Origin of the sequence: Streptomyces sp. NPDC051913, from assembly GCF_044593635.1 — a bacterium.
GTDB lineage: Bacteria > Actinomycetota > Actinomycetes > Streptomycetales > Streptomycetaceae > Streptomyces.
The window spans coordinates 1-20880 of sequence record NZ_JBIUCI010000002.1; the positions used below are offsets into that span (position 1 = coordinate 1).

The window sequence follows — 20880 nt, forward strand, 5'->3', positions numbered from 1 at the left end:
CAGTAATGGGTGGAGGTGACCGGTACTAATAGGCCGAGGGCTTGTCCTCAGTTGCTCGCGTCCACTGTGTTGGTTCTGAAACCACGAACAGCCCCATGCCATGGTCACGGTATGGTGCGGCTGACAGTTTCATAGTGTTTCGGTGGTCATAGCGTGAGGGAAACGCCCGGTTACATTCCGAACCCGGAAGCTAAGCCTTACAGCGCCGATGGTACTGCAGGGGGGACCCTGTGGGAGAGTAGGACGCCGCCGAACAATTCTTCAAAGGGTTGGATCCTGAACTTCGGTTCGGGGTCCAACCCTTTTTTGTTCTGCGTCACTTGAAGTTCACGTTGCGCAAGCAGCATCCGGAGCATGGGTACTGCTGCAATGCTCAGGGCCGCCGGCGTCGGAGTCGGTGACGAGGTCGTCGTACCGGCCTTCGGGAACGTCGAAGTGGCCGAGGCGGTCGTGCTGGCCGGTGCGCTTCCGGTGTTCGCCGACATAGATCCGTTGACGTACTGCCTCGACGTGACCGCCGTCGAGGCGGCCATAACCCCTCGGACGGCGGCTGTCGTTGTGGTGCACCGGTTCGGGAGGCGAGCCGATATCGCGGCGCTGCACGGTGTGGGGCAGCGGCATGGGCTGCTCGTGCTGGAGCAGGGAGAGTCCGAGGCTCCGTACGACGAGGTCGCTCAGCGGCGGGAGCGCGCCGCCTATCTGGACGGGAAGTTGAAGGGGGTGTGGACCCCTGATGGTGGGGACGGGCACACCTATCAGCAGTACGTCGTGCGAGTGCCCGGCAATGGGCGGCCCGATCGGGACGCCTTCGCTCGCGCCTTGCGGGGGCGGGGAGTTGAGTGCCGGGTGCCGGTGAAGACGCCTGTGCACCGGCTGCCCGAGTTCCGGCGGTATGTGGCCCTGCGGGAGACCGAGTTGGCAGCCGACGAGACGTTGGCCTTGCCCGTCGATGCGGCGCTTACCAAGCGGGACATGCAGCGGGTCGTGGGTGCCTGTAATGCGCTGGGTGGGCTGCTTCAGGCCGCCTTCTGAGCGAGGTTGGGAGCACGGGTCTGTTCGGGGTATGATCTATTTCGTTGCCGCGAGGGAAACCTCGTAAAAGCGACAGGCCCCCTTAGCTCAGTCGGCAGAGCGTCTCCATGGTAAGGAGAAGGTCAACGGTTCGATTCCGTTAGGGGGCTCCAGCAGAAAAGGCCTCCGCCCTTATGGGCGGGGGCCTTTCGCATGTCCCCGTCTTCTCCGGGTGCTCAGTCGTTGTGCAGGCCGGGGACGCGCATCGCCAGGATCGCCATGTCGTCCGACGGAGCGTCCGAGGCGAAGCGCTCCACCGCGCGCATGACGCGAGCCGCGACCGCGCCCGCCGTCAGGCCCGTGCAGGTCGTGAGGACGTCGGTGAGGCCGTCGTCGCCCAGCATGCGGGTGCCCTCGCGGCGCTCGGTGACGCCGTCCGTGACACAGAGGAGGACGTCACCGGGGTCAAGGGTGACCGACTGCTCGTACAGCTCCAGGTCCTCGATGACGCCCAGGAGAGGCTGGGGTTCGGCGGCCGGTTCGACCGTGCCGTCCTGGCGGAGGCGGAGCGGGAGGGGGTGGCCGGCGCAGACGACCTTCATTTCCGCGCTGCCGTCGTCCTGGGGGCGCATCTCGCCGTAGAGGAGGGTCAGGAAGCGGCTGCGGGCGCCCTCGTCGAGGATCGCGGAGTTGAGGCGCTCCAGGACCGCCGGGCCGCTGAGGCCCTCCCTGGCGAGCAGGCGCAGGGCATGCCGGGCCAGGCCCGTCACCGCCGCCGCGTGCGGGCCCGTACCGCACACGTCGCCGATGGCGAAGCCGTAGACGCCGTCGCGGATGGGGAAGACGTCGTAGAAGTCACCGCCAACCTCGTTGCCCTCGCCGGCCGCGCGGTAGATGACCTCTACCTCGATGCCCTCGATCGCGGGCTGCTCCGGGGGCAGGAGGCTGCGCTGGAGGGACTGGCTGATGGCTGTGCGCTCGGAGTAGAGGCGGGCGTTGTCGAGGGCCAGGGCGGCGCGGCGGCTCAAGTCCTCGGCCAGCTCCAGGATTTCCTGGCGGAAGTGTTCGTCGGTGGGCTTGCCCAGGGTCAGCATGCCGATGACGCGGTTGCGGGCGACCAGAGGGAGGACCACCGTTTCGCCGCCCACCGCGGAGGCGGTGGCGAGGGTCGGGCCGATGCCCGCGCTGATGCGGCCGATGGGCTCGCCCAGGCCCAGGCTGCGCATGGAGGTGCGCAGGGCCGCCTGGTGGGCGGCCTCGGCGGGGGCCGACCAGACGCGGGCGCCCGGGGTGGGGACCGGGTCGGGCGGGGAGATCTTCGAGAGCAACGACTTGATGCCGTCGATGAGTTCCTCGTCCTCGTGGAGGACGTACGACAGGTACGGCTCCGAGGCCTGGTCGGCGATCGTGTAGACCGCGCACCAGGTGGCGAGGGTCGGGACCGTCATCTGGGCCATCAGGGCCAGGGTCTGGTCGCGGTCCAGGGTGCCTGCCAGGAGGTCGGAGGCCTCGACCAGGAAGCTCAGGGAGCCACGGCGCAGGCGCTCGAGTTCGCCCAGGCGGGCCGATTCCACCGCCAACGCGATGCGATCGGCGGCGAACTGGAGGCGCAGGGCCTCTTCGTTCGAGTATCTGCTGGGCGCCTCGGCGGCTACACCGAGGGAGCCGGTGAGGCGGCCCTCGACCTTCAGGGGGACCGTGACGACCGAGCGCATGCCCGTGCCGCTCAGCAGGGGTACCGCGCCCGGGACGGCCGACAGGTCGTCGTGGACGGCCGGCATGCGGGCCGAGCCGTAACGGCCGGGGCCGGCTTCGACGGGCACGCGCGCGAAGCGCTGGCGGGCGGACGGGAGGCCGGTGGAGGCACGGACCTCCAGCTCGGTCTCGTCGTCGGTCGCGAGGAGCAGGAACGCCGAGTCGGCGTCGAGCATGTCGCGGGCGCGTTCCACCGTGCGTTGGAGGAGGCCGTCGAGGTCGTCCGGGGCCGGGGAGCCGATGAAGACCTCGAAGGGGTCGGTGCTCTGGCCGTCGGAGCCGGACGAGGTGTCGGAGGCCGGGATGCGCAACGGGGTCTGCAGGACCGCGCGTTCGTGGTCGCGGACGAGCAGGCAGACCGTGGAGGGCTCGCCGCCGGTGTCGCGGACGCGGAGATGGGAGGCGTACACGGGCGTGACGCGGCCGTTGGCGCCGCGGATGCCGTAACTGCCTTCCCAGCGCGAGAGTTGGAGGGCCTCGGCGATGCCGGTGCTGGTGCCCGGGGTGTGCGGCCAGGCCGCGAGGTCGGTCAGGGGCTTGCCGGTGACCTGTTCGGCCGGGTAGCCGAAGAGTTCCTCGGCGTCCTCGTTCCAGGCCGAGATGGCGGCCGTACGGTCGATCTGGATGACGGCTACGCGGACGCGGCCGTCGGCCAGCGGCAGGAGGTTCGCGGGGAGGGACGGGCCGGCGGCGCGGGTGCCCACCGGGCGTTCGGGGAGGTCGAGCTGGAACCAGACCTGCTTGTGCGTGGGCGTGTAGTCGACGCCCCAGCGGCCGGCCAGGGCCGCGCACAGCTGGAGGCCGCGGCCGCCCTCGCGGTCGGGGCTGCCCATGGTGGCGGGATGGCCCTGGAGGGGGATCTCGCGTTCGGGATAGCGGTCGGCGACCTCGATCCGTACACCGTCGTCGCTGCGGAGACACAGGACGTCCGCGGCGGTGCCCGCGTGCACCACGGCGTTCGTCACCAGTTCGCTGGTGAGGACCACCGCGTCGTCGATGATGTCGGCGAAGCCCCAGCCCTGGAGTGTGTCGCGGACGAAGGAGCGGGCGCTCGCGACCGATCGCCCGACGGGCTCGAAGCTGGCGGCCGCGCGAGCGGTGATCACTGAACTCCTCGTCCGGTTGTCGACGTGCAGGGCTCCGTGGCCGACCGGCTCGTGCCGCTGTTGCGGCAGGCCGTCCGTCGGCCGGCGGTCCGGGGGAGGTCCCCCGGGGATCAGTCCGGTGGTCATGTTGTGCGGCCGCCCCTCCGATGCCCGCTCGTGCTCGTGCCACCGCCCAGGCCGGACGGACCGGCGCGGCTGGACAGCCGCATGCAAGGTTACTTACCTTCCCCGTCCATGCGGATGCCGGTCACCAGTGTTTCCGTCCGGAGGGTGTGCGGACGATGTGCGAAGCTGCCGAACTGTTATGGCCGGGTTCAGCCAGGGTGAAACACTGGGCAAGCTTCTTGTGAAGGTCCGGGCAGGCCGGGTGTCTTCTGTCCACAGCGGGCAGCAGCCCGTGATGCGGCCTGGTATATCCGGCACCGAGGCACAGCATTAACTGGTACGCCGAGCAGTAGTACCGGAGCTCAGCAGTAACGGTCGACCCCTGCGGGAGGGACACAGTGGAGTCTGGCGCAGCGACGCGGGGCACTAAGACGCGCGCGAAAGGCGGACAGTCCCTGAACAACCAGCGCAAACCACGCGGTGGTACCACCGCGGTGGACACGGCTGCCCTGAACCGACTGCTGGCGGCTCTGGTGTCGATGCGGGACGGGAATTTCCGCAAGCGGCTCACCGTCTCCGGCGACGGTGTGATGTCCGAGATCGCGGCGGTTTACAACGAGGTCGCCGACCGGAATCTGCATCTGACCGGTGAGCTGTCCCGGGTCCGGCGGATGGTCGGCCGTGAGGGAAAGCTCACGGAACGGCTGGAGATCGGCGCCTGTGAGGGTTCGTGGCTGACCGCCATCGACGCCTCCAACGCCCTGGTCGACGATCTCGTACGGCCTGTCTCGGAGGTCGGCCGGGTGCTCTCCGCGGTCGCGGAGGGTGATCTGTCGCCGCGCATGGAGCTGCGGACGCAGGCGCCGGACGGGAGCGGGCATCCGCTGCGCGGCGAGTTCCTGAAGGTCGGACGAACTGTCAACAATCTGGTCGACCAGCTCTCCACGTTCACCGACGAGGTCACGCGCGTGGCCAGCGAGGTGGGCACCGAGGGCAAGCTGGGCGGGCAGGCCAAGGTGCGCGGGATGTCGGGTTCGTGGAAGGACCTCACGGACTCGGTCAACACCATGGCGTACCGGCTGACCGCCCAGGTGCGGGACATCGCGCTGGTGACGACCGCGGTGGCCAAGGGTGATCTGTCCCGGAAGGTCACGGTTCACGTGGCCGGAGAGATGCTCGAACTGAAGAACACCGTCAACACGATGGTGGACCAGCTGTCGTCCTTCTCCTCCGAGGTGACTCGCGTCGCGCGCGAGGTGGGCGTCGAGGGTGAGCTCGGCGGGCAGGCGCAGGTGCCCGGTGTGGCTGGTGTGTGGAAGGACCTCACCGATTCGGTGAACCTGATGGCCGGCAATCTGACGGCACAGGTGCGCGGGATCGCCGAGGTGACGACCGCGGTCGCCAGCGGTGATCTGTCGCGGAAGGTGACCGTGTCGGCGCGGGGCGAGGTCGCTCAGCTCGCGGACACGATCAACCAGATGACCGAGACCCTGCGGATCTTCGCGGACGAGGTCACCCGCGTGGCCAACGAGGTCGGTGCCGAGGGCCAGCTCGGTGGGCAGGCGAACGTGCCGGGAGCGGCGGGTACGTGGAAGGACCTCACGGATTCCGTCAACACGGTGTTCCGGAATCTGACCATTCAGGTGAGGGATATCGCGCAGGTGACGACGGCGGTGGCCAATGGTGACCTGTCGCAGAAGGTCACCGTGGACGTGGCCGGCGAGATGCTGGAGCTGAAGAACACCGTCAACGGGATGGTGGACCAGCTGTCGGCGTTCGGTGCCGAGGTCACGCGCGTGGCGCGCGAGGTCGGTGTCGAGGGTGAGCTGGGCGGGCAGGCGCAGGTGTCCGGCGCGGCCGGAACCTGGAAGGACCTCACCGACTCCGTCAACACGGCGTTCCGGAATCTCACCGGACAGGTGAGGAACATCGCCCAGGTGACGACGGCGGTGGCCAATGGTGACCTGTCGCAGAAGGTCACCGTCGACGTGTCCGGCGAGATGCTTCAGCTGAAGAACACCGTGAACACGATGGTGGACCAGCTGTCGGCCTTCGCCGACCAGGTGACGCGGATGGCCCGGGACGTGGGCACCGAGGGGCGTCTGGGCGGCCAGGCTGTCGTGCCGGGGGTCTCCGGTACGTGGAAGGAGCTCACCGACTCCGTCAACTTCATGGGTGGCAACCTCACCTCGCAGGTGCGGCAGATCGCCCAGGTGACGACCGCGGTGGCCCGCGGTGACCTGTCCCAGAAGATCGACGTCGACGCGCGCGGCGAGATCCTGGAGCTGAAGAACACCATCAACACGATGGTCGACCAGCTCTCCGCCTTCGCCGACCAGGTGACCCGGGTGGCGCGGGAAGTGGGTACGGAGGGTCGGCTGGGCGGGCAGGCGCAGGTGCCCGGCGTCGCGGGTGTGTGGCGGGACCTCACCGACTCGGTGAACGGCATGGCGTCCAACCTGACCGGGCAGGTGCGGAACATCGCGCAGGTCGCGACCGCGGTGGCCCGGGGTGACCTGTCCCAGAAGATCACCGTCGACGCGCGTGGCGAGATCCTGGAGCTGAAGAACACCCTGAACACGATGGTCGACCAGCTGTCGTCCTTCGCCGAGGAGGTCACGCGAGTGGCCCGTGAGGTGGGTACCGAGGGCATCCTCGGTGGTCAGGCCGAGGTGCAGGGGGTCTCCGGCACCTGGAAGGACCTCACGCAGTCCGTGAACTTCATGGCGAACAACCTGACCATCCAGGTGCGCAACATCGCCGAGGTCACGACCGCCGTCGCCAAGGGCGACCTGTCGAAGAAGATCACCGTCGACGCCAAGGGCGAGATCCTCGAACTCGTCAGCACCGTCAACACGATGGTGGACCAGCTGTCGTCCTTCGCCGAGCAGGTGACCCGGGTGGCCCGTGAGGTGGGCACCGAGGGCATCCTGGGCGGGCAGGCCCATGTGCCGGGCGTTGTCGGCATCTGGAAGGACCTCAGCGACAACGTGAACCTCATGGCCAACAACCTGACCATGCAGGTGCGGAACATCTCCCAGGTCGCGTCCGCCGTCGCCAACGGCGACCTGACGCGGACGGTGACGATCGAGGCGCGCGGTGAGGTCGCGCAGCTCGCCGACACCTTCAACACCATGGTGAAGACGCTGAGTTCGTTCGCCGACCAGGTCACCAAGGTGGCCCGCGAGGTGGGCACGGACGGCATCCTCGGCGGACAGGCGCGGGTACCGGGTGTGGCCGGTACCTGGAAGGACCTCACCGAGTCGGTGAACCAGATGGCGTCCAACCTGACCGGTCAGGTGCGGAACATCGCCATGGTGACCACGGCCATCGCCAAAGGTGACCTGACGAAGAAGATCGACATCGACGCGCGCGGCGAGATCCTGGAGCTGAAGACCACCATCAACACGATGGTCGACCAGCTGTCCTCCTTCGCCGAGGAGGTCACCCGAGTCGCCCGTGAGGTGGGCACCGAGGGCCAGCTCGGCGGCCAGGCACGCGTGCGTGACGTGGACGGCACCTGGCGGGACCTCACCGAGTCCGTGAACGAGATGGCCGGGAACCTGACCCGGCAGGTGCGTGCCATCGCGCGCGTGGCGACCGCGGTGACCCGCGGTGACCTGAACCTGAAGATCGACGTGGACGCGTCCGGGGAGATCCAGGAACTCCAGGACTACATCAACAAGATGATCGCCAACCTGCGCGACACCACGATCGCCAACAAGGAGCAGGACTGGCTCAAGGGCAACCTGGCCCGTATCTCCGCGCTCATGCAGGGCCGCCGCGACCTCGCGGACGTGGCCTCGCTGATCATGAGCGAGCTGACGCCGGTCGTCTCCGCGCAGCACGGCGCGTTCTTCCTGGCGATGCCGCTCGTCGACGGCAAGGACGTCAGCGCCGAGCAGGAGGACTCGTACGAACTGCGCATGCTCGGGTCGTACGGCTACTCGATGGGCTCCATGCCGACCTCGTTCCGGCCGGGTGAGGCGCTCATCGGGACGGCCGCGCAGGAGAAGCGCACGATCCTCGTGGAGAACGCGCCCAGCGGGTATCTGAAGATCTCCTCCGGGCTCGGCGAGGCGCCTCCGGCGCAAGTGATCGTCCTTCCCGTGCTGTTCGAGGGCAAGGTGCTCGGCGTCATCGAGCTGGCCTCCTTCACTCCCTTTACGCAGATCCAGAAGGACTTCCTCAACCAGATCGCCGAGATGATCGCGACCAGCGTCAACACCATCTCCGTCAACACGAAGACCGAGGTGCTGCTGCGGCAGTCGCAGGAGCTGACCGAGCAACTTCGGGAGCGGTCGGCGGAGTTGGAGAACCGGCAGAAGGCCCTCCAGTCCTCCAACGCCGAACTGGAGGAGAAGGCCGAGCTGCTGGCCCAGCAGAACCGCGACATCGAGGTCAAGAACACCGAGATCGAGGAGGCGCGGCAGGTCCTGGAGGAGCGCGCCGAGCAACTCGCCGTGTCGATGCGTTACAAGAGCGAGTTCCTCGCCAACATGTCGCACGAGCTGCGGACGCCGCTCAACTCGCTGCTGATCCTGGCCAAGCTGCTCGCCGACAACGCGGACGCCAACCTCACCCCGAAGCAGGTGGAGTTCGCCGAGACCATCCACGGGGCCGGCTCCGACCTGCTCCAGCTCATCAACGACATCCTCGACCTGTCGAAGGTCGAGGCGGGCAAGATGGACGTCTCCCCGACGCGCATCGCGCTCGTCCAGCTCGTCGACTACGTGGAGGCCACCTTCCGGCCGCTGACCGCGGAGAAGGGCCTGGACCTGTCGGTGCGGGTCTCGCCGGAGCTGCCGGCCACGCTGCACACCGACGAGCAGCGGCTGCTCCAGGTGCTGCGCAACCTGCTCTCCAACGCGGTGAAGTTCACCGACTCCGGAGCGGTGGAGCTGGTCATCCGGCCGGCCAACGCGGACGTGCCGGTGCAGATCCGCGAGCAGCTCCTGGAGACCGGTTCGCTGCGGGATCCGGACGCCGATCTGATCGCGTTCTCCGTGACCGACACCGGGATCGGGATCGCGGCCAGCAAGATGCGGGTGATCTTCGAGGCGTTCAAGCAGGCCGACGGCACGACCAGCCGCAAGTACGGCGGTACGGGCCTCGGGCTGTCCATCTCGCGGGAGATCGCCCAGCTGCTGGGCGGTGAGATCCACGCCCAGAGCGAGCCGGGACGCGGCTCGACGTTCACGCTGTATTTGCCGCTGCACCCGAGCGAACTGCCGCCGCAGGGCTATCAGCAGCCCATGCCCGCCCTGGAGGCCGGTGAGCTGCTGGCCTCGGAGAGCAACGGGCTGTCCGAGGTGGAGGTGGTGACACCGGCCGAGGTGAGGTCGTACCAGGAGACGCAGAACGGTGCCGCGGCCCTGTTCCGGCGCCGCCGCCGTGCCCTGCCGGAGGCCGAACAGCCGCCTCAGGAGCGGTGGTCGGCGACGGAGCAGAACCCGGTCACGGAGGCGCGGCCCGGTATCCGGTTCGGCGGCGAGAAGGTGCTCATCGTCGACGACGACATCCGTAACGTCTTCGCGCTGACCAGCGTCCTGGAGCAGCACGGGCTGTCGGTGCTGTACGCCGAGAACGGCCGCGAGGGCATCGAGGTCCTGGAGCAGCACGACGACGTGACGGTCGTGCTGATGGACATCATGATGCCGGAGATGGACGGGTACGCGACGACGACGGCGATCCGCAGGATGCCGCAGTTCGCGGGCCTGCCGATCATCGCGCTGACCGCGAAGGCGATGAAGGGCGACCGGGAGAAGGCGATCGAGTCGGGCGCCTCCGACTACGTCACCAAGCCGGTCGACCCCGATCATCTGCTCACGGTCATGGAGCAGTGGATGCGGGGCGCGTGACGGGACCCGTGCGGGCAGCGGGCGGGCCCTTTGGCGGGGGACCGGTGCGGGAATCGTGAGGGTTGCGTGACGGGACGGCGTGAGGGTCGCGTGACCGGACGGGGCGGGCTTCGCGTGGATGCTGGGGAACCTTCTGTGTTCACGCGGAGTTGCTGACTCAGTGTGCTCGAAGCCGTGTAGAAGTACGGGATTCGGGGAACCTTCTGGTCTCCGCTTGCGTTTCTGCTACGTGCACAGTGACATCGCGGTGACAGGGTGTGGCGACGGGCGGGGTGCGGCTACCATGACCGGCACAAGGTTGGGCGGCGAAAGGGAGTCGTCCCCAGGGGCGGCGCCCGGTGCACATCCGGGGCGAGGAGGGCGGGCCATGGTGCAGAAGGCCAAGATCCTCCTGGTCGATGACCGGCCGGAGAATCTGCTGGCGCTGGAGGCCATCCTCTCCGCGCTCGATCAGACACTGGTGCGGGCATCGAGCGGGGAGGAAGCGCTCAAAGCGCTGCTCACTGACGATTTCGCGGTCATTCTGCTGGACGTCCAGATGCCGGGCATGGACGGCTTCGAGACCGCCGCGCACATCAAGCGGCGGGAGCGCACCCGGGACATCCCGATCATCTTCCTCACCGCGATCAACCACGGCCCCCATCACACGTTCCGTGGGTACGCGGCCGGCGCGGTCGACTACATCTCCAAGCCGTTCGACCCGTGGGTGCTGCGCGCGAAGGTCTCGGTGTTCGTCGAGCTCTACATGAAGAACTGCCAGCTGCGGGAGCAGGCGGCGCTGCTGCGGCTCCAGTTGGAGGGCGGTACGGGCGGCAAGGCGCCGGCGGCCGGCGAGGCGAAGGAGCCGGCCGGGCTGCTCGCCGAGTTGTCGGCGCGGCTGGCGGCGGTCGAGGAGCAGGCCGAGGCGCTGTCCAAGCAGCTCGACGACGAGTCGGCGGACGCGGCGGCGGTCGCCACGGCAGCGCATCTCGAACGCAAACTCACCGGTTTGCGGCGGGCGCTGGACGCCCTCGAACCGGGCGCCGGATCCACGTCGGCGGTGCCCTCCCAGAACTGAGGCCCCGGCGCGGCCCAGTTGCGCGTGAGCACACGTCAGTTTCCAGTCCCCGCAAGGGCGACACGAACGGGTGAAGCAGTGGGCACGCGTGTCCCTTCTCGTCTCCACCGGTAACCTCACACCTATGGCCTCACGTCCCTCCGCTGCCAAGAAGCAGCCCGCGAAGAAGGCGGCGGCTCCGGCGAAGAAGGCCGCCGCGAAGAAGGCTCCGGCGAAGAAGGCGCCCGCCAAGAAGGCCGTGGCGAAGAAGGCCGCGCCGCCTCCGAAGCCGGCGCCGAACCCGACCGGCGGCATCTACAGGCTCGTACGCGCCGTCTGGCTGGGCCTGGCGCACGCCGTGGGCGCGGTGTTCCGCGGCATAGGGAACGGCGCGAAGAACCTCGACCCGGCGCACCGCAAGGACGGTGTCGCGCTGCTGCTGCTCGGCCTCGCGCTGATCTGTGCGGCCGGCACCTGGTCGAACCTGCGCGGTCCGGTGGGCGACCTCGTGGAGATCATCGTGACCGGCGCCTTCGGGCGCCTCGACCTGCTCGTGCCGATACTGCTCGCGGTGATCGCCGCGCGGTTCATCCGGCACCCCGAGAAGCCCGAGGCCAACGGCCGGATCGTCATCGGCCTGTCCGCGCTCGTCATCGGTGTGCTCGGGCAGGTCCACATCGCGTGCGGCGCGCCCGCCCGCAGCGATGGCATGCAGGCCATAAGGGACGCCGGCGGCCTCATCGGCTGGGGTGCGGCGACCCCGCTGACGTACACCATGGGCGAGGTCCTCGCCGTACCGCTGCTCGTGCTGCTCACCGTCTTCGGCCTGCTCGTCGTCACGGCCACGCCGGTCAACGCCATCCCGCGGCGGCTGCGGGAGCTCGGGGTGCGGCTCGGGGTGCTGCACGATCCGGGAGCGGACGAGTTCGACGAGTTCTCCGCGGACGACGAGCGCTACGACGAACAGTGGCGTGAGGCGCTGCCCCCACGCGCGCGCAAGCGCGCCCAGACGCCCGTGGCGTACGACCCCGAGGGTGCCGAGCAGGAGGCTCTCTCGCGGCGTCGTGGGCGCCCGAGGCGCTCCGCTGTGCCGCAGCCCGACATGGACCGGCAGATGGACGCCGTGGACGTCGCCGCGGCCGCCGCGGCCGCCCTCGACGGAGCCGTGCTTCACGGGATGCCGCCGTCGCCGATCGTCGCCGACCTCACCCAGGGGGTGAGTGTGGGGGACCGGGAGGAGACCACTCCGACTCCGGTCCCGGCCTCGACTCCGGCCTCTACGCCGGTGCCTGCCGCTCGGCCCAAGCAGGAGAAGCTGAAGGTCGAGGTCGCGGATCTCACCAAGCCCGCGCCCGAGGCGCCCGACGACCTGCCACCGCGCGCCGAGCAGCTCCAGCTCTCGGGTGACATCACCTACTCGCTGCCCTCGCTCGACCTCCTGGAGCGCGGCGGACCCGGCAAGACGCGCAGCGCCGCCAACGACGCGGTCGTCGCCTCGCTCCAGAACGTCTTCATGGAGTTCAAGGTCGACGCGGCCGTCACCGGCTTCACGCGCGGGCCGACGGTCACGCGCTACGAGGTCGAACTCGGCCCCGCCGTGAAGGTGGAGCGGATCACCGCGCTGACCAAGAACATCGCGTACGCCGTCGCCAGTCCCGACGTACGGATCATCTCCCCGATCCCAGGCAAGTCCGCGGTCGGCATCGAGATCCCGAACACCGACCGGGAGATGGTCAACCTCGGTGACGTGCTGCGACTGGCCGCCGCGGCCGAGGACGACCACCCGATGCTGGTGGCGCTCGGCAAGGACGTCGAGGGCGGCTATGTGATGGCCAACCTCGCGAAGATGCCGCACGTGCTCGTCGCCGGAGCCACCGGTTCCGGTAAGTCGTCGTGCATTAACTGCTTGATCACTTCCATCATGGTCCGCGCGACCCCGGAGGACGTGCGGATGGTCCTGGTGGACCCCAAGCGCGTCGAGCTGACGGCGTACGAGGGCATCCCGCACCTGATCACGCCGATCATCACCAACCCGAAGCGGGCCGCCGAGGCGCTCCAGTGGGTCGTACGGGAGATGGACCTGCGGTACGACGACCTGGCGGCGTTCGGGTACCGGCACATCGACGACTTCAACCAGGCGATCCGCGACGGCAAGCTCAAGACGCCCGAGGGCAGCGAGCGGGAGCTCAAGACGTACCCGTACCTGCTGGTGATCGTCGACGAGCTCGCGGACCTGATGATGGTCGCGCCGCGTGACGTCGAGGACTCGATCGTGCGCATCACGCAGCTCGCGCGCGCCGCCGGCATCCACCTGGTGCTCGCCACGCAGCGGCCGTCGGTCGACGTCGTCACGGGTCTGATCAAGGCGAACGTGCCCTCACGGCTCGCCTTCGCCACCTCGTCCCTGGCCGACTCCCGGGTCATCCTCGATCAGCCCGGCGCCGAGAAGCTGATCGGCAAGGGCGACGGGCTGTTCCTGCCGATGGGGGCGAACAAGCCCACCCGTATGCAGGGCGCCTTCGTCACCGAGGACGAGGTCGCCGCCGTCGTCCAGCACTGCAAGGACCAGATGGCGCCGGTCTTCCGGGACGACGTCACCGTGGGCACCAAGCAGAAGAAGGAGATCGACGAGGAGATCGGCGACGACCTGGACCTGCTGTGCCAGGCGGCCGAGCTGGTGGTCTCCACCCAGTTCGGCTCGACGTCCATGCTCCAGCGCAAGCTGCGCGTCGGGTTCGCCAAGGCGGGGCGTCTGATGGACCTGATGGAGTCGCGCGGGATCGTCGGGCCGAGCGAGGGATCCAAGGCACGTGACGTTCTTGTGAAGGCTGATGAGCTGGATGGCGTGCTCGCGGTGATCCGCGGGGAGGCTTAAGAGGACGTCACCTCCGGAAACGGGGCGCAAGGGTCACCTTGCGGACGGGCGGGCCACTGATGGGTGTTCGATCGTGACTCACCCGTAAGGGATCATTGAGCAACCGTTTCCCTTCGGCGTACGTCAAGTTGAGGGAAGCGAAAAGCTGCTGCCCCACCATCGGCGTGTCCGGCCATACCGATGGCGTACAAAGTCCCACCGCCCGGTTGCCCCACCCTTTCGCACCCCCCCTAGACTGAACCTCCAGCACAGGTGGCTTAAACGCTCGAAAGGCGCCCCCGTGTCCATCGGCAACTCCCCTGAAGACGAGCGTCCGTTCGAAGACGACCGCGAGGAAGCCCGAATCTCCGTCGGCCGTGCCCTTAAGCAGGCACGTATCGCGGCCGGGCTGACCGTCGACGACGTCAGCAACGCCACCCGGGTCCGTATCGCCATCGTGCATGCCATCGAAGCGGACGACTTCACGCCCTGCGGCGGTGACGTCTACGCCCGAGGCCACATCCGGACCCTGGCCAAGGCCGTACGCCTCGACTCGGCCCCCCTCCTCGCCCAGTACGACGCCGATCACGGCGGCCGTCCGGCGCCGACCCCGGCGGCCCCGCTGTTCGAGGCGGAACGCATCCGCCCCGAGCGTCGCGGGCCCAACTGGACGGCGGCCATGGTCGCCGCCATCGTCGCGGTGATCGGGTTCGTCGGGTTCACCGCGTTCAAGGGTGGCGACGACGGCGGAAAGGCACAGGTCGCCGAGGGTTCGACGCCCACGGCCGGCAAGTCCGCCACGCCCACTCCGAAGAGCGAGAAGCCCGAGTCGCCGAAGCCGGACCCGTCCGACAGCGCCATCGCGGCGGCTCCCCAGGACAAGGTGACCGTCAAGGTCAGCGCACCCGACGGCAGGAGCTGGATCTCCGCCAAGGACCACAACGGCCGGCTGCTGTTCGACGGCCTGCTCCAGCAGGGCGAGTCGAAGACCTTCCAGGACAGCGAGAAGATCAACCTCGTCCTCGGTGACGCCGGGGCGATCCAGCTGTATGTGAACGGCAAGAAGATCGACGACGACTGGGCGCCCGGCGCCGTGGAGCGCCTGACGTACACCAAGGGCGACCCGCAGGTCGGCTGAGGCTCGGTGCGTGTTCGACGGGGTTGGTGATCTTCACCAACCCCGTCGACGTTCGTTGTCGGTGGGACAAAGTAGTCTTGAGCCCATGCCTGAACGCCGTACCGTCGCACTCGTCACTCTTGGCTGCGCCCGTAACGAGGTGGACTCGGAGGAGCTCGCAGGCCGCTTGGAGGCGGACGGCTGGGACCTCGTGGAGGACGCCGCGGACGCGGATGTCGCCGTCGTCAACACCTGCGGCTTCGTCGACGCCGCCAAGAAGGACTCCGTCGACGCCCTCCTGGAGGCCAACGACCTCAAGGGACATGGCAGAACCCAGGCCGTCGTGGCGGTGGGCTGCATGGCCGAGCGGTACGGCAAGGACCTCGCCGAGGCCCTCCCGGAGGCCGACGGCGTGCTCGGCTTCGACGACTACGCCGACATCTCCGACCGCCTCCAGACCATCCTGAACGGCGGCATCCACGCCTCGCACACCCCGCGCGACCGGCGCAAGCTGCTGCCCATCAGCCCGGCCGAGCGCCAGGAGTCGGCGGCCGAGGTGGCCCTGCCCGGGCACGGCCCCGTGGACCTCCCGGAGGGACTCGCTCCGTCCTCCGGCCCGCGCGCGCCCCTGCGCCGGCGTCTGGACGGCTCCCCGGTCGCCTCGGTGAAGCTCGCCTCCGGCTGCGACCGGCGCTGCACGTTCTGCGCGATCCCGTCCTTCCGCGGCTCGTTCATCTCCCGGCGCCCCTCGGACGTGCTCAACGAGGCGCGCTGGCTGGGCGAGCAGGGCGTCAAGGAGATCATGCTGGTCTCCGAGAACAACACCTCCTACGGCAAGGACCTGGGCGACATCCGGCTGCTGGAGTCCCTGCTGCCCGAGCTCGCCGAGGTCGACGGCATCGAGCGGGTGCGCGTCAGCTACCTCCAGCCGGCCGAGATGCGGCCCGGCCTCATCGACGTGCTGACGTCCACGCCCAAGGTCGTGCCCTACTTCGACCTGTCCTTCCAGCACTCCGCGCCCGACGTGCTGCGCTCGATGCGCCGCTTCGGCGACACCGACCGCTTCCTGGAGCTGCTCGACACCATCCGGAGCAAGGCCCCGCAGGCGGGTGTGCGCTCCAACTTCATCGTCGGCTTCCCCGGTGAGAGCGAGGCCGATCTGGCCGAGCTGGAGCGTTTCCTCAACGGCGCGCGGCTGGACGCCATCGGTGTCTTCGGCTACTCCGACGAGGAGGGCACCGAGGCGGCCACCTACGAGAACAAGCTGGACGAGGACGTCGTCGCCGAGCGGCTGGCGCGGGTCTCCCGGCTCGCCGAGGAGCTGGTGTCGCAGCGGGCCGAGGAGCGCGTGGGCGAGACCGTGCACGTGCTGGTGGAGTCCGTGGACGACGAGGGCGTGTACGGGCGCGGTGCGCACCAGGCGCCGGAGACGGACGGCCAGGTGCTGCTCACGAGCGGCGAGGACCTGAGCGTCGGCCGTATCGTCGAGGCGAAGGTGGTCGGTACCGAGGGTGTCGATCTGGTGGCCGAGCCGGTGACGGACTCGCTCGCGTGTAGTGAGGAGGCGGGCAGATGACCGGAGCACCGGCATCCGCTGCGGGCGGCGCCGCCAAGGCGGGCGCTGCCCAGATGGGTGCCTCCGGTGTCGACAACTCCGGCAAGGCCGCGCGCGGCGGGAAGATCGCGGCCGCGGCCGTCGACCAGGCCAGCCTCTGGAACATCGCCAACATCCTGACGATGATCCGGCTGCTGCTCGTGCCGGGATTCGTCGCACTGATGCTGGCCGACGGCGGACACGACCCCGCGTGGCGCTCGTTCGCCTGGGCCGCCTTCTCGATCGCCATGATCACCGACCTCTTCGACGGCCATCTGGCGCGCACCTACAACCTCGTCACCGACTTCGGGAAGATCGCCGACCCCATCGCCGACAAGGCGATCATGGGGGCGGCGCTGATCTGTCTGTCCGCCCTCGGTGATCTGCCGTGGTGGGTGACCGCGGTCATTCTCGGTCGGGAACTCGGGATCACGCTGCTGCGTTTCATCGTCATCCGGTACGGCGTCATCCCGGCGAGCCGCGGCGGCAAGCTCAAGACCCTCGCCCAGGGCATCGCGGTCGGGATGTACATCCTGGCGCTGACGGGGTGGCTGGCCACCGCGAGGTTCTGGGTGATGGCTGTGGCGGTCGTCCTCACCGTGGCGACCGGCCTCGACTATGTGAGACAAGCCATTGTGCTGCGCCGGCAGGGAATCGCCGAGCGCGAGGCGGCGTTGGAGGAGACGGAAGCGTGAGTTCCCCGGCCACTGAAGTGGTGCGACTACTGACGGTGAAGGGTGAGACCCTCGCGGTCGCCGAGTCGCTCACCGGTGGGTTGGTCGCGGCGGAAATCACAGCGGCTCCCGGGGCCTCGCAGGCCTTCCGCGGTTCGGTGACGGCCTACGCCACCGAACTGAAGCACGAAGTGCTCGGTGTCGACGCCGCCCTGCTGACGGCGCGTGGCGCGGTGGACCCGCAGGTCGCGGCCCAGATGGCGGCCGGCGTCCGCAGGGCGCTCGGTGCCGACTGGGGCATCGCGACCACGGGAGTCGCCGGACCGGAGGAACAGGACGGAAAGCCCGTCGGGACGGTCTATGTGGCGGTCGACGGCCCGGCCTCGGAGCTCTCCGATGGCGGGAAAGTCGCGTCGCTGCGGTTGAACGGCGACCGTGCGGAAATTCGTATGGAGAGTGTACGGAGCGTACTCGCACTGCTCCTTCAGGAGCTTGCGGGCGAACAGACCGGGAATGAGCGGGCACAGGATACGGAACGGAACGGGGGGTTTTGATGTTTGCAGCCCTGAGTGAACACGACATCGCTCCCCGCACGGCCGCGGCGCAAGGCGGTACGGTGGGGCGTGAAGGATGCGGCTACGCGGTCCGAGGAGGGAGCCACCGATGATTCTGCTCCGTCGCCTGCTGGGTGACGTGCTGCGTCGGCAGCGCCAACGCCAGGGCCGTACTCTGCGCGAAGTCTCCTCGTCCGCCCGAGTTTCACTCGGCTATCTCTCCGAGGTGGAGCGGGGGCAGAAGGAGGCTTCCTCCGAGCTGCTCTCCGCCATCTGCGACGCGCTGGACGTACGGATGTCCGAACTGATGCGGGAAGTGAGCGACGAGCTCGCCCTCGCCGAGCTGGCCCAGTCCGCTGCGGCCACCCCCAGCGAGACCGTACCCACGCCGGTACGTCCGATGCTGGGTTCCGTCTCGGTGACCGGTGTGCCACCGGAACGGGTGACCATCAAGGCGCCCGCCGAGGCAGTGGACGTCGTCGCCGCCTGAGCGTCACGCGCGTACGCCCTCGGGTTCCGCTCGAGGACGAGCTGACGATGCACTGAGAAGTGCAAAGCACTCTGCGAAGTGCGCGAAGCCCCGACCGGGCCTCTCCGGAACATCTGGAGAGGCGTCGGCCGGGGCTTTCGTGCATCGTGGGACGGGCGGGGCTCGGGGCCGTGAAGCCGTGTACAGGAATCGGAGCATGCGCATGTACGTCGTGAAGAGCCCGTTGTCCGACGCGGACCTGAAGACCGTGGCCGAGGCCCTGCAAGGGGCGCTCGTCGATCTCGTGGACCTCGCCCTCGTGGCGAAGCAGATCCACTGGAACGTGGTCGGGCCGCGGTTCCGGTCCGTGCATCTGCAACTCGACGAGGTGGTGGACATCGCGCGCACCCACTCCGACACCGTCGCCGAGCGGGCCTCCGCGTTGGGCGTCCCGCCGGACGGGCGTGCGGCGACCGTGGCGGCGGGCAGCGGCATCGGCGCGGTGTCCGAGGGGTGGGTCAAGGACGCGGACGCGGTGGGGACACTGGTGGACGCGCTGGGCGCGGTGATCGGGCGGATGCGGGAGCGGGTGGCGGCCACCGGCGACGCCGACCCGGTCAGCCAGGATCTCTTCATCGGGATCACGGCGGATCTGGAGAAGCACCACTGGATGTTCCAGGCCGAGAACGGGTGACGCGGGGGCCAGCGGTGCCTCGGTGTGCCGTTGGTGCGCCCTGTCGGTGGGTGGCGCGGGGGCCTAGCGTCGGATTCCGCAGTCCTGAGGGCTTTGGGGGCTGTGGGCTGGAGGTGGGGTCATGGGGCTTCCGATAGTGCGGTGGGGGACGGCCCTCACGCTGGGCGCGCTGTGGTGGTGGGCTGTGCTGCGACTGGCGCTGTCCTCCGACGCGGGGGTGCTGGAGGGTGCCGTCGCCGCCGGGGGCTGGGGGCTGAGCCTGCTGCCGGTGCACTGTGTGTCGCGGGCGCGGGCGCCCGGGGCGCTCGCCGCGGGGCGGTGGCGGTCGGCCTGGCGGGGCGCGGCGGCGCAGGCCGCCACGAGCGCCGTCACCACGGCATCGCCACTCCGCCGTTCGGACGCAGGATCTGGCCCGTCGTGAAGGACGCGGCGTCCGAGGCCAGGTACAGCACGGCATGGGCCACCTCGTGGGACCGGCCCACCCGGCCGAGCGGTGACATGCGGGCCATCAGCGCCTCGGTCCGTTCCTGGGCCTCGCCGTGGCGGTCGGTCATCGGCGTGCGGATCCAGCCCGGGGCGACGGCGTTGACCCGGATGCCGTGCCGGCCGACCTCGGCCGCCAGGGTCTTCGTCAGCTGGACGACGGCCGCCTTGGCCGCGCCGTAGGCCAGCAGGCCGGGGCCTCCGGTGTCGACGGCGCCCGAGGCCATGGTGACGATGCTGCCCCGGGTCTGCCGGGCGATCATCAGGCGGGCCGCCTCCTGGCAGGCGTACAGGACTCCCTTGAAGTTGACGTTCAGGACGCGGTCGAGATCCTCGTCCGCCGTCTCCAGGACGGGGCTGCTGTGCATGATCCCGGCGATCGCGGCCAGCACGTCCAGGTGCTCGCAGGAGGCGATGGCCTCGCGGAGTTGATTCCGGTCCGTCACATCGAGGTGATGGGTGCGGGAGGTGCCGCCCGCGTCCTTGATGAGGGTCGCCGTTTCGTGCAGGCCCTGTGGGTCGCGGTCGGCGCAGTGCACGGTGGCGCCCGCTTCGGCGAGGAGGACCGCGGTGGCGCGGCCGATACCGCCGGCGGCACCGGTGACGAAGGCGGTGCGTCCGGTCAGGTCGTACGCGCTCACGGTCATGAGAGGACGGTACGAGGGTTTCTGACGGAGCGTCAATTGGTCGTACGGTGTGGGGCTCCGGGGTGCGGGGCGGTCGCGGGAACAGGTCCCGTCTGGCACGTGGGGCACCAGTAGGTGGGGCGTTCGCGGGAGCCGTCGCCCTGATTGGCCAGCCGGACGGGGGTGTGGCAGCGCAGGCAGGGGATGCGGGCGCGGCCGTACACGAAGAGGTCCGGGCCGTGGCGGCCCGTGGTGGTGCGGACCGGGCGGTCGCGGTTGGCCTCCAGGAGCTTCTTCGCCAGCGCGGGGAGCTTGGCGGCGCGGTCGGCGGGGAGCGCGCCGACGGGGAGCCAGGGGGTCACGCCGAGGAGGAAGCAGAGCTCGCTCTTGTAGACATTGCCGATTCCGGCGAGGTTGCGCTGGTCGAGGAGGGCCTCGCCGAGAGGGCGGGCGGGGTCGCTCAGGAGGTTGGTGAGCGCGCGGTCGGCGTCCCAGTCCGGGCCCAGGAGGTCGGGGCCGAGGTGGCCTACGACTCGTTCCTCGTCGCTGGTGCGGAGCAGCTCCAGGATGGGCAGGCGGTAGCCGACGGCTGTCCTGTCGGCGTTGCCGAGGATCGCGCGGATCTGGTGGGTGGGCCCGCCGGTCCAGCGCCGGCCGTTGGCGTACACCTTCCAGGACCCGTCCATCTTGAGGTGCGAGTGGAGGGTCAGGCCGCCCTCGATGCGGGTCAGGAGGTGCTTGCCGCGCGGGGTGACGTCCAGCACGGTGCGGCCGGTGAGGTCCGCTGTCGCGAACCTGGGGACGCGGAGGTCGCTGCGGGTGAGTGTCTGGCCGGCGAGGGCGTCGTGGAGGCGGGTCGCTGTCTGCCAGACGGTGTCTCCTTCGGGCATGGGTCAAGGGTGGCACGGGAGGAGCCGGTGGGTGGGGCGCTGCTGTGATGG

The 20880-nt window shown here is 69.3% G+C and carries 14 protein-coding genes, 1 tRNA gene and 1 rRNA gene; 13 read left to right on the forward strand and 3 right to left on the reverse strand.

Features of this window, described 5'->3' with window-relative positions:
* Positions 1–138 precede the first annotated feature (138 nt).
* The 3 genes from rrf to ACIHIX_RS05445 all read left to right on the forward strand — a co-directional run bounded on the left by rrf (position 139) and on the right by ACIHIX_RS05445 (position 1184).
* Positions 139–255 (forward strand): 5S ribosomal RNA (gene rrf / locus ACIHIX_RS05435).
* 114 nt (positions 256–369) lie between these two features.
* Positions 370–1032 (forward strand): DegT/DnrJ/EryC1/StrS family aminotransferase, encoded by a 663-nt coding sequence (locus ACIHIX_RS05440; protein ID WP_399951892.1) that lies wholly within the window; start codon positions 370–372, stop codon positions 1030–1032.
* Positions 1033–1108: 76 nt separating this feature from the next.
* Positions 1109–1184 (forward strand) — tRNA-Thr (locus tag ACIHIX_RS05445).
* A gap of 63 nt (positions 1185–1247) precedes the next feature.
* On the opposite strand, the gene ACIHIX_RS05450 is transcribed toward ACIHIX_RS05445, so the two are convergent.
* Complete coding sequence (locus tag ACIHIX_RS05450) at positions 1248–3998, reverse strand: SpoIIE family protein phosphatase (RefSeq protein ID WP_399950100.1); 2751 nt, start codon at positions 3996–3998, stop codon at positions 1248–1250.
* A gap of 377 nt (positions 3999–4375) precedes the next feature.
* Here ACIHIX_RS05450 and ACIHIX_RS05455 point away from each other — a divergent pair, with 377 nt between their 5' ends.
* The 10 genes from ACIHIX_RS05455 to ACIHIX_RS05500 all read left to right on the forward strand — a co-directional run bounded on the left by ACIHIX_RS05455 (position 4376) and on the right by ACIHIX_RS05500 (position 19251).
* Complete coding sequence (locus ACIHIX_RS05455; RefSeq protein WP_399950103.1) at positions 4376–9838, forward strand: HAMP domain-containing protein; 5463 nt, start codon at positions 4376–4378, stop codon at positions 9836–9838.
* 367 nt (positions 9839–10205) lie between these two features.
* Entirely contained in the window at positions 10206–10895 is a 690-nt protein-coding gene (locus ACIHIX_RS05460) for a response regulator (RefSeq protein ID WP_329334027.1), read from the forward strand.
* A gap of 124 nt (positions 10896–11019) precedes the next feature.
* Entirely contained in the window at positions 11020–13749 is a 2730-nt protein-coding gene (locus tag ACIHIX_RS05465) for a DNA translocase FtsK (RefSeq protein ID WP_399950106.1), read from the forward strand.
* A gap of 280 nt (positions 13750–14029) precedes the next feature.
* Complete coding sequence (locus ACIHIX_RS05470) at positions 14030–14866, forward strand: helix-turn-helix domain-containing protein (protein ID WP_399950109.1); 837 nt, start codon at positions 14030–14032, stop codon at positions 14864–14866.
* An 85-nt stretch (positions 14867–14951) separates the two neighbouring features.
* Positions 14952–16421 carry a 30S ribosomal protein S12 methylthiotransferase RimO gene (gene rimO / locus ACIHIX_RS05475; RefSeq protein WP_399950112.1) on the forward strand — a complete coding sequence of 490 codons (1470 nt, stop codon included), beginning with the start codon at positions 14952–14954 and terminating at the stop codon, positions 16419–16421.
* Complete coding sequence (pgsA, locus tag ACIHIX_RS05480) at positions 16418–17134, forward strand: CDP-diacylglycerol--glycerol-3-phosphate 3-phosphatidyltransferase (protein ID WP_399950115.1); 717 nt, start codon at positions 16418–16420, stop codon at positions 17132–17134. Before rimO ends, pgsA begins: the two co-directional genes overlap by 4 nt.
* On the forward strand, positions 17131–17667 hold the full coding sequence (locus tag ACIHIX_RS05485; RefSeq protein ID WP_399950118.1) for a CinA family protein: 537 nt from the start codon (positions 17131–17133) through the stop codon (positions 17665–17667). The genes pgsA and ACIHIX_RS05485 overlap by 4 nt, the downstream gene beginning before the upstream one ends.
* 109 nt (positions 17668–17776) lie before the next feature.
* A complete protein-coding gene (locus ACIHIX_RS05490; protein WP_399950121.1) occupies positions 17777–18157 on the forward strand; it encodes a helix-turn-helix domain-containing protein in 381 nt (126 codons plus the stop codon).
* 202 nt (positions 18158–18359) lie between these two features.
* A complete protein-coding gene (locus tag ACIHIX_RS05495) occupies positions 18360–18830 on the forward strand; it encodes a Dps family protein (RefSeq protein WP_059198656.1) in 471 nt (156 codons plus the stop codon).
* Positions 18831–18951: 121 nt separating this feature from the next.
* Positions 18952–19251: a hypothetical protein gene (locus ACIHIX_RS05500; protein ID WP_399950124.1), complete on the forward strand. Its 300-nt coding sequence runs from the start codon at positions 18952–18954 to the stop codon at positions 19249–19251.
* Here the strand turns inward: ACIHIX_RS05500 and ACIHIX_RS05505 are convergent.
* The gene (locus ACIHIX_RS05505; protein ID WP_399950127.1) at positions 19199–19960 is read right to left on the reverse strand and encodes an SDR family NAD(P)-dependent oxidoreductase; all 762 of its coding nucleotides are present in this window, start codon (positions 19958–19960) and stop codon (positions 19199–19201) included. The genes ACIHIX_RS05500 and ACIHIX_RS05505 overlap by 53 nt on opposite strands.
* 32 nt (positions 19961–19992) lie before the next feature.
* The gene (locus ACIHIX_RS05510; protein ID WP_399950130.1) at positions 19993–20829 is read right to left on the reverse strand and encodes an Fpg/Nei family DNA glycosylase; all 837 of its coding nucleotides are present in this window, start codon (positions 20827–20829) and stop codon (positions 19993–19995) included.
* Between the last annotated feature and the right edge of the window lie 51 nt (positions 20830–20880).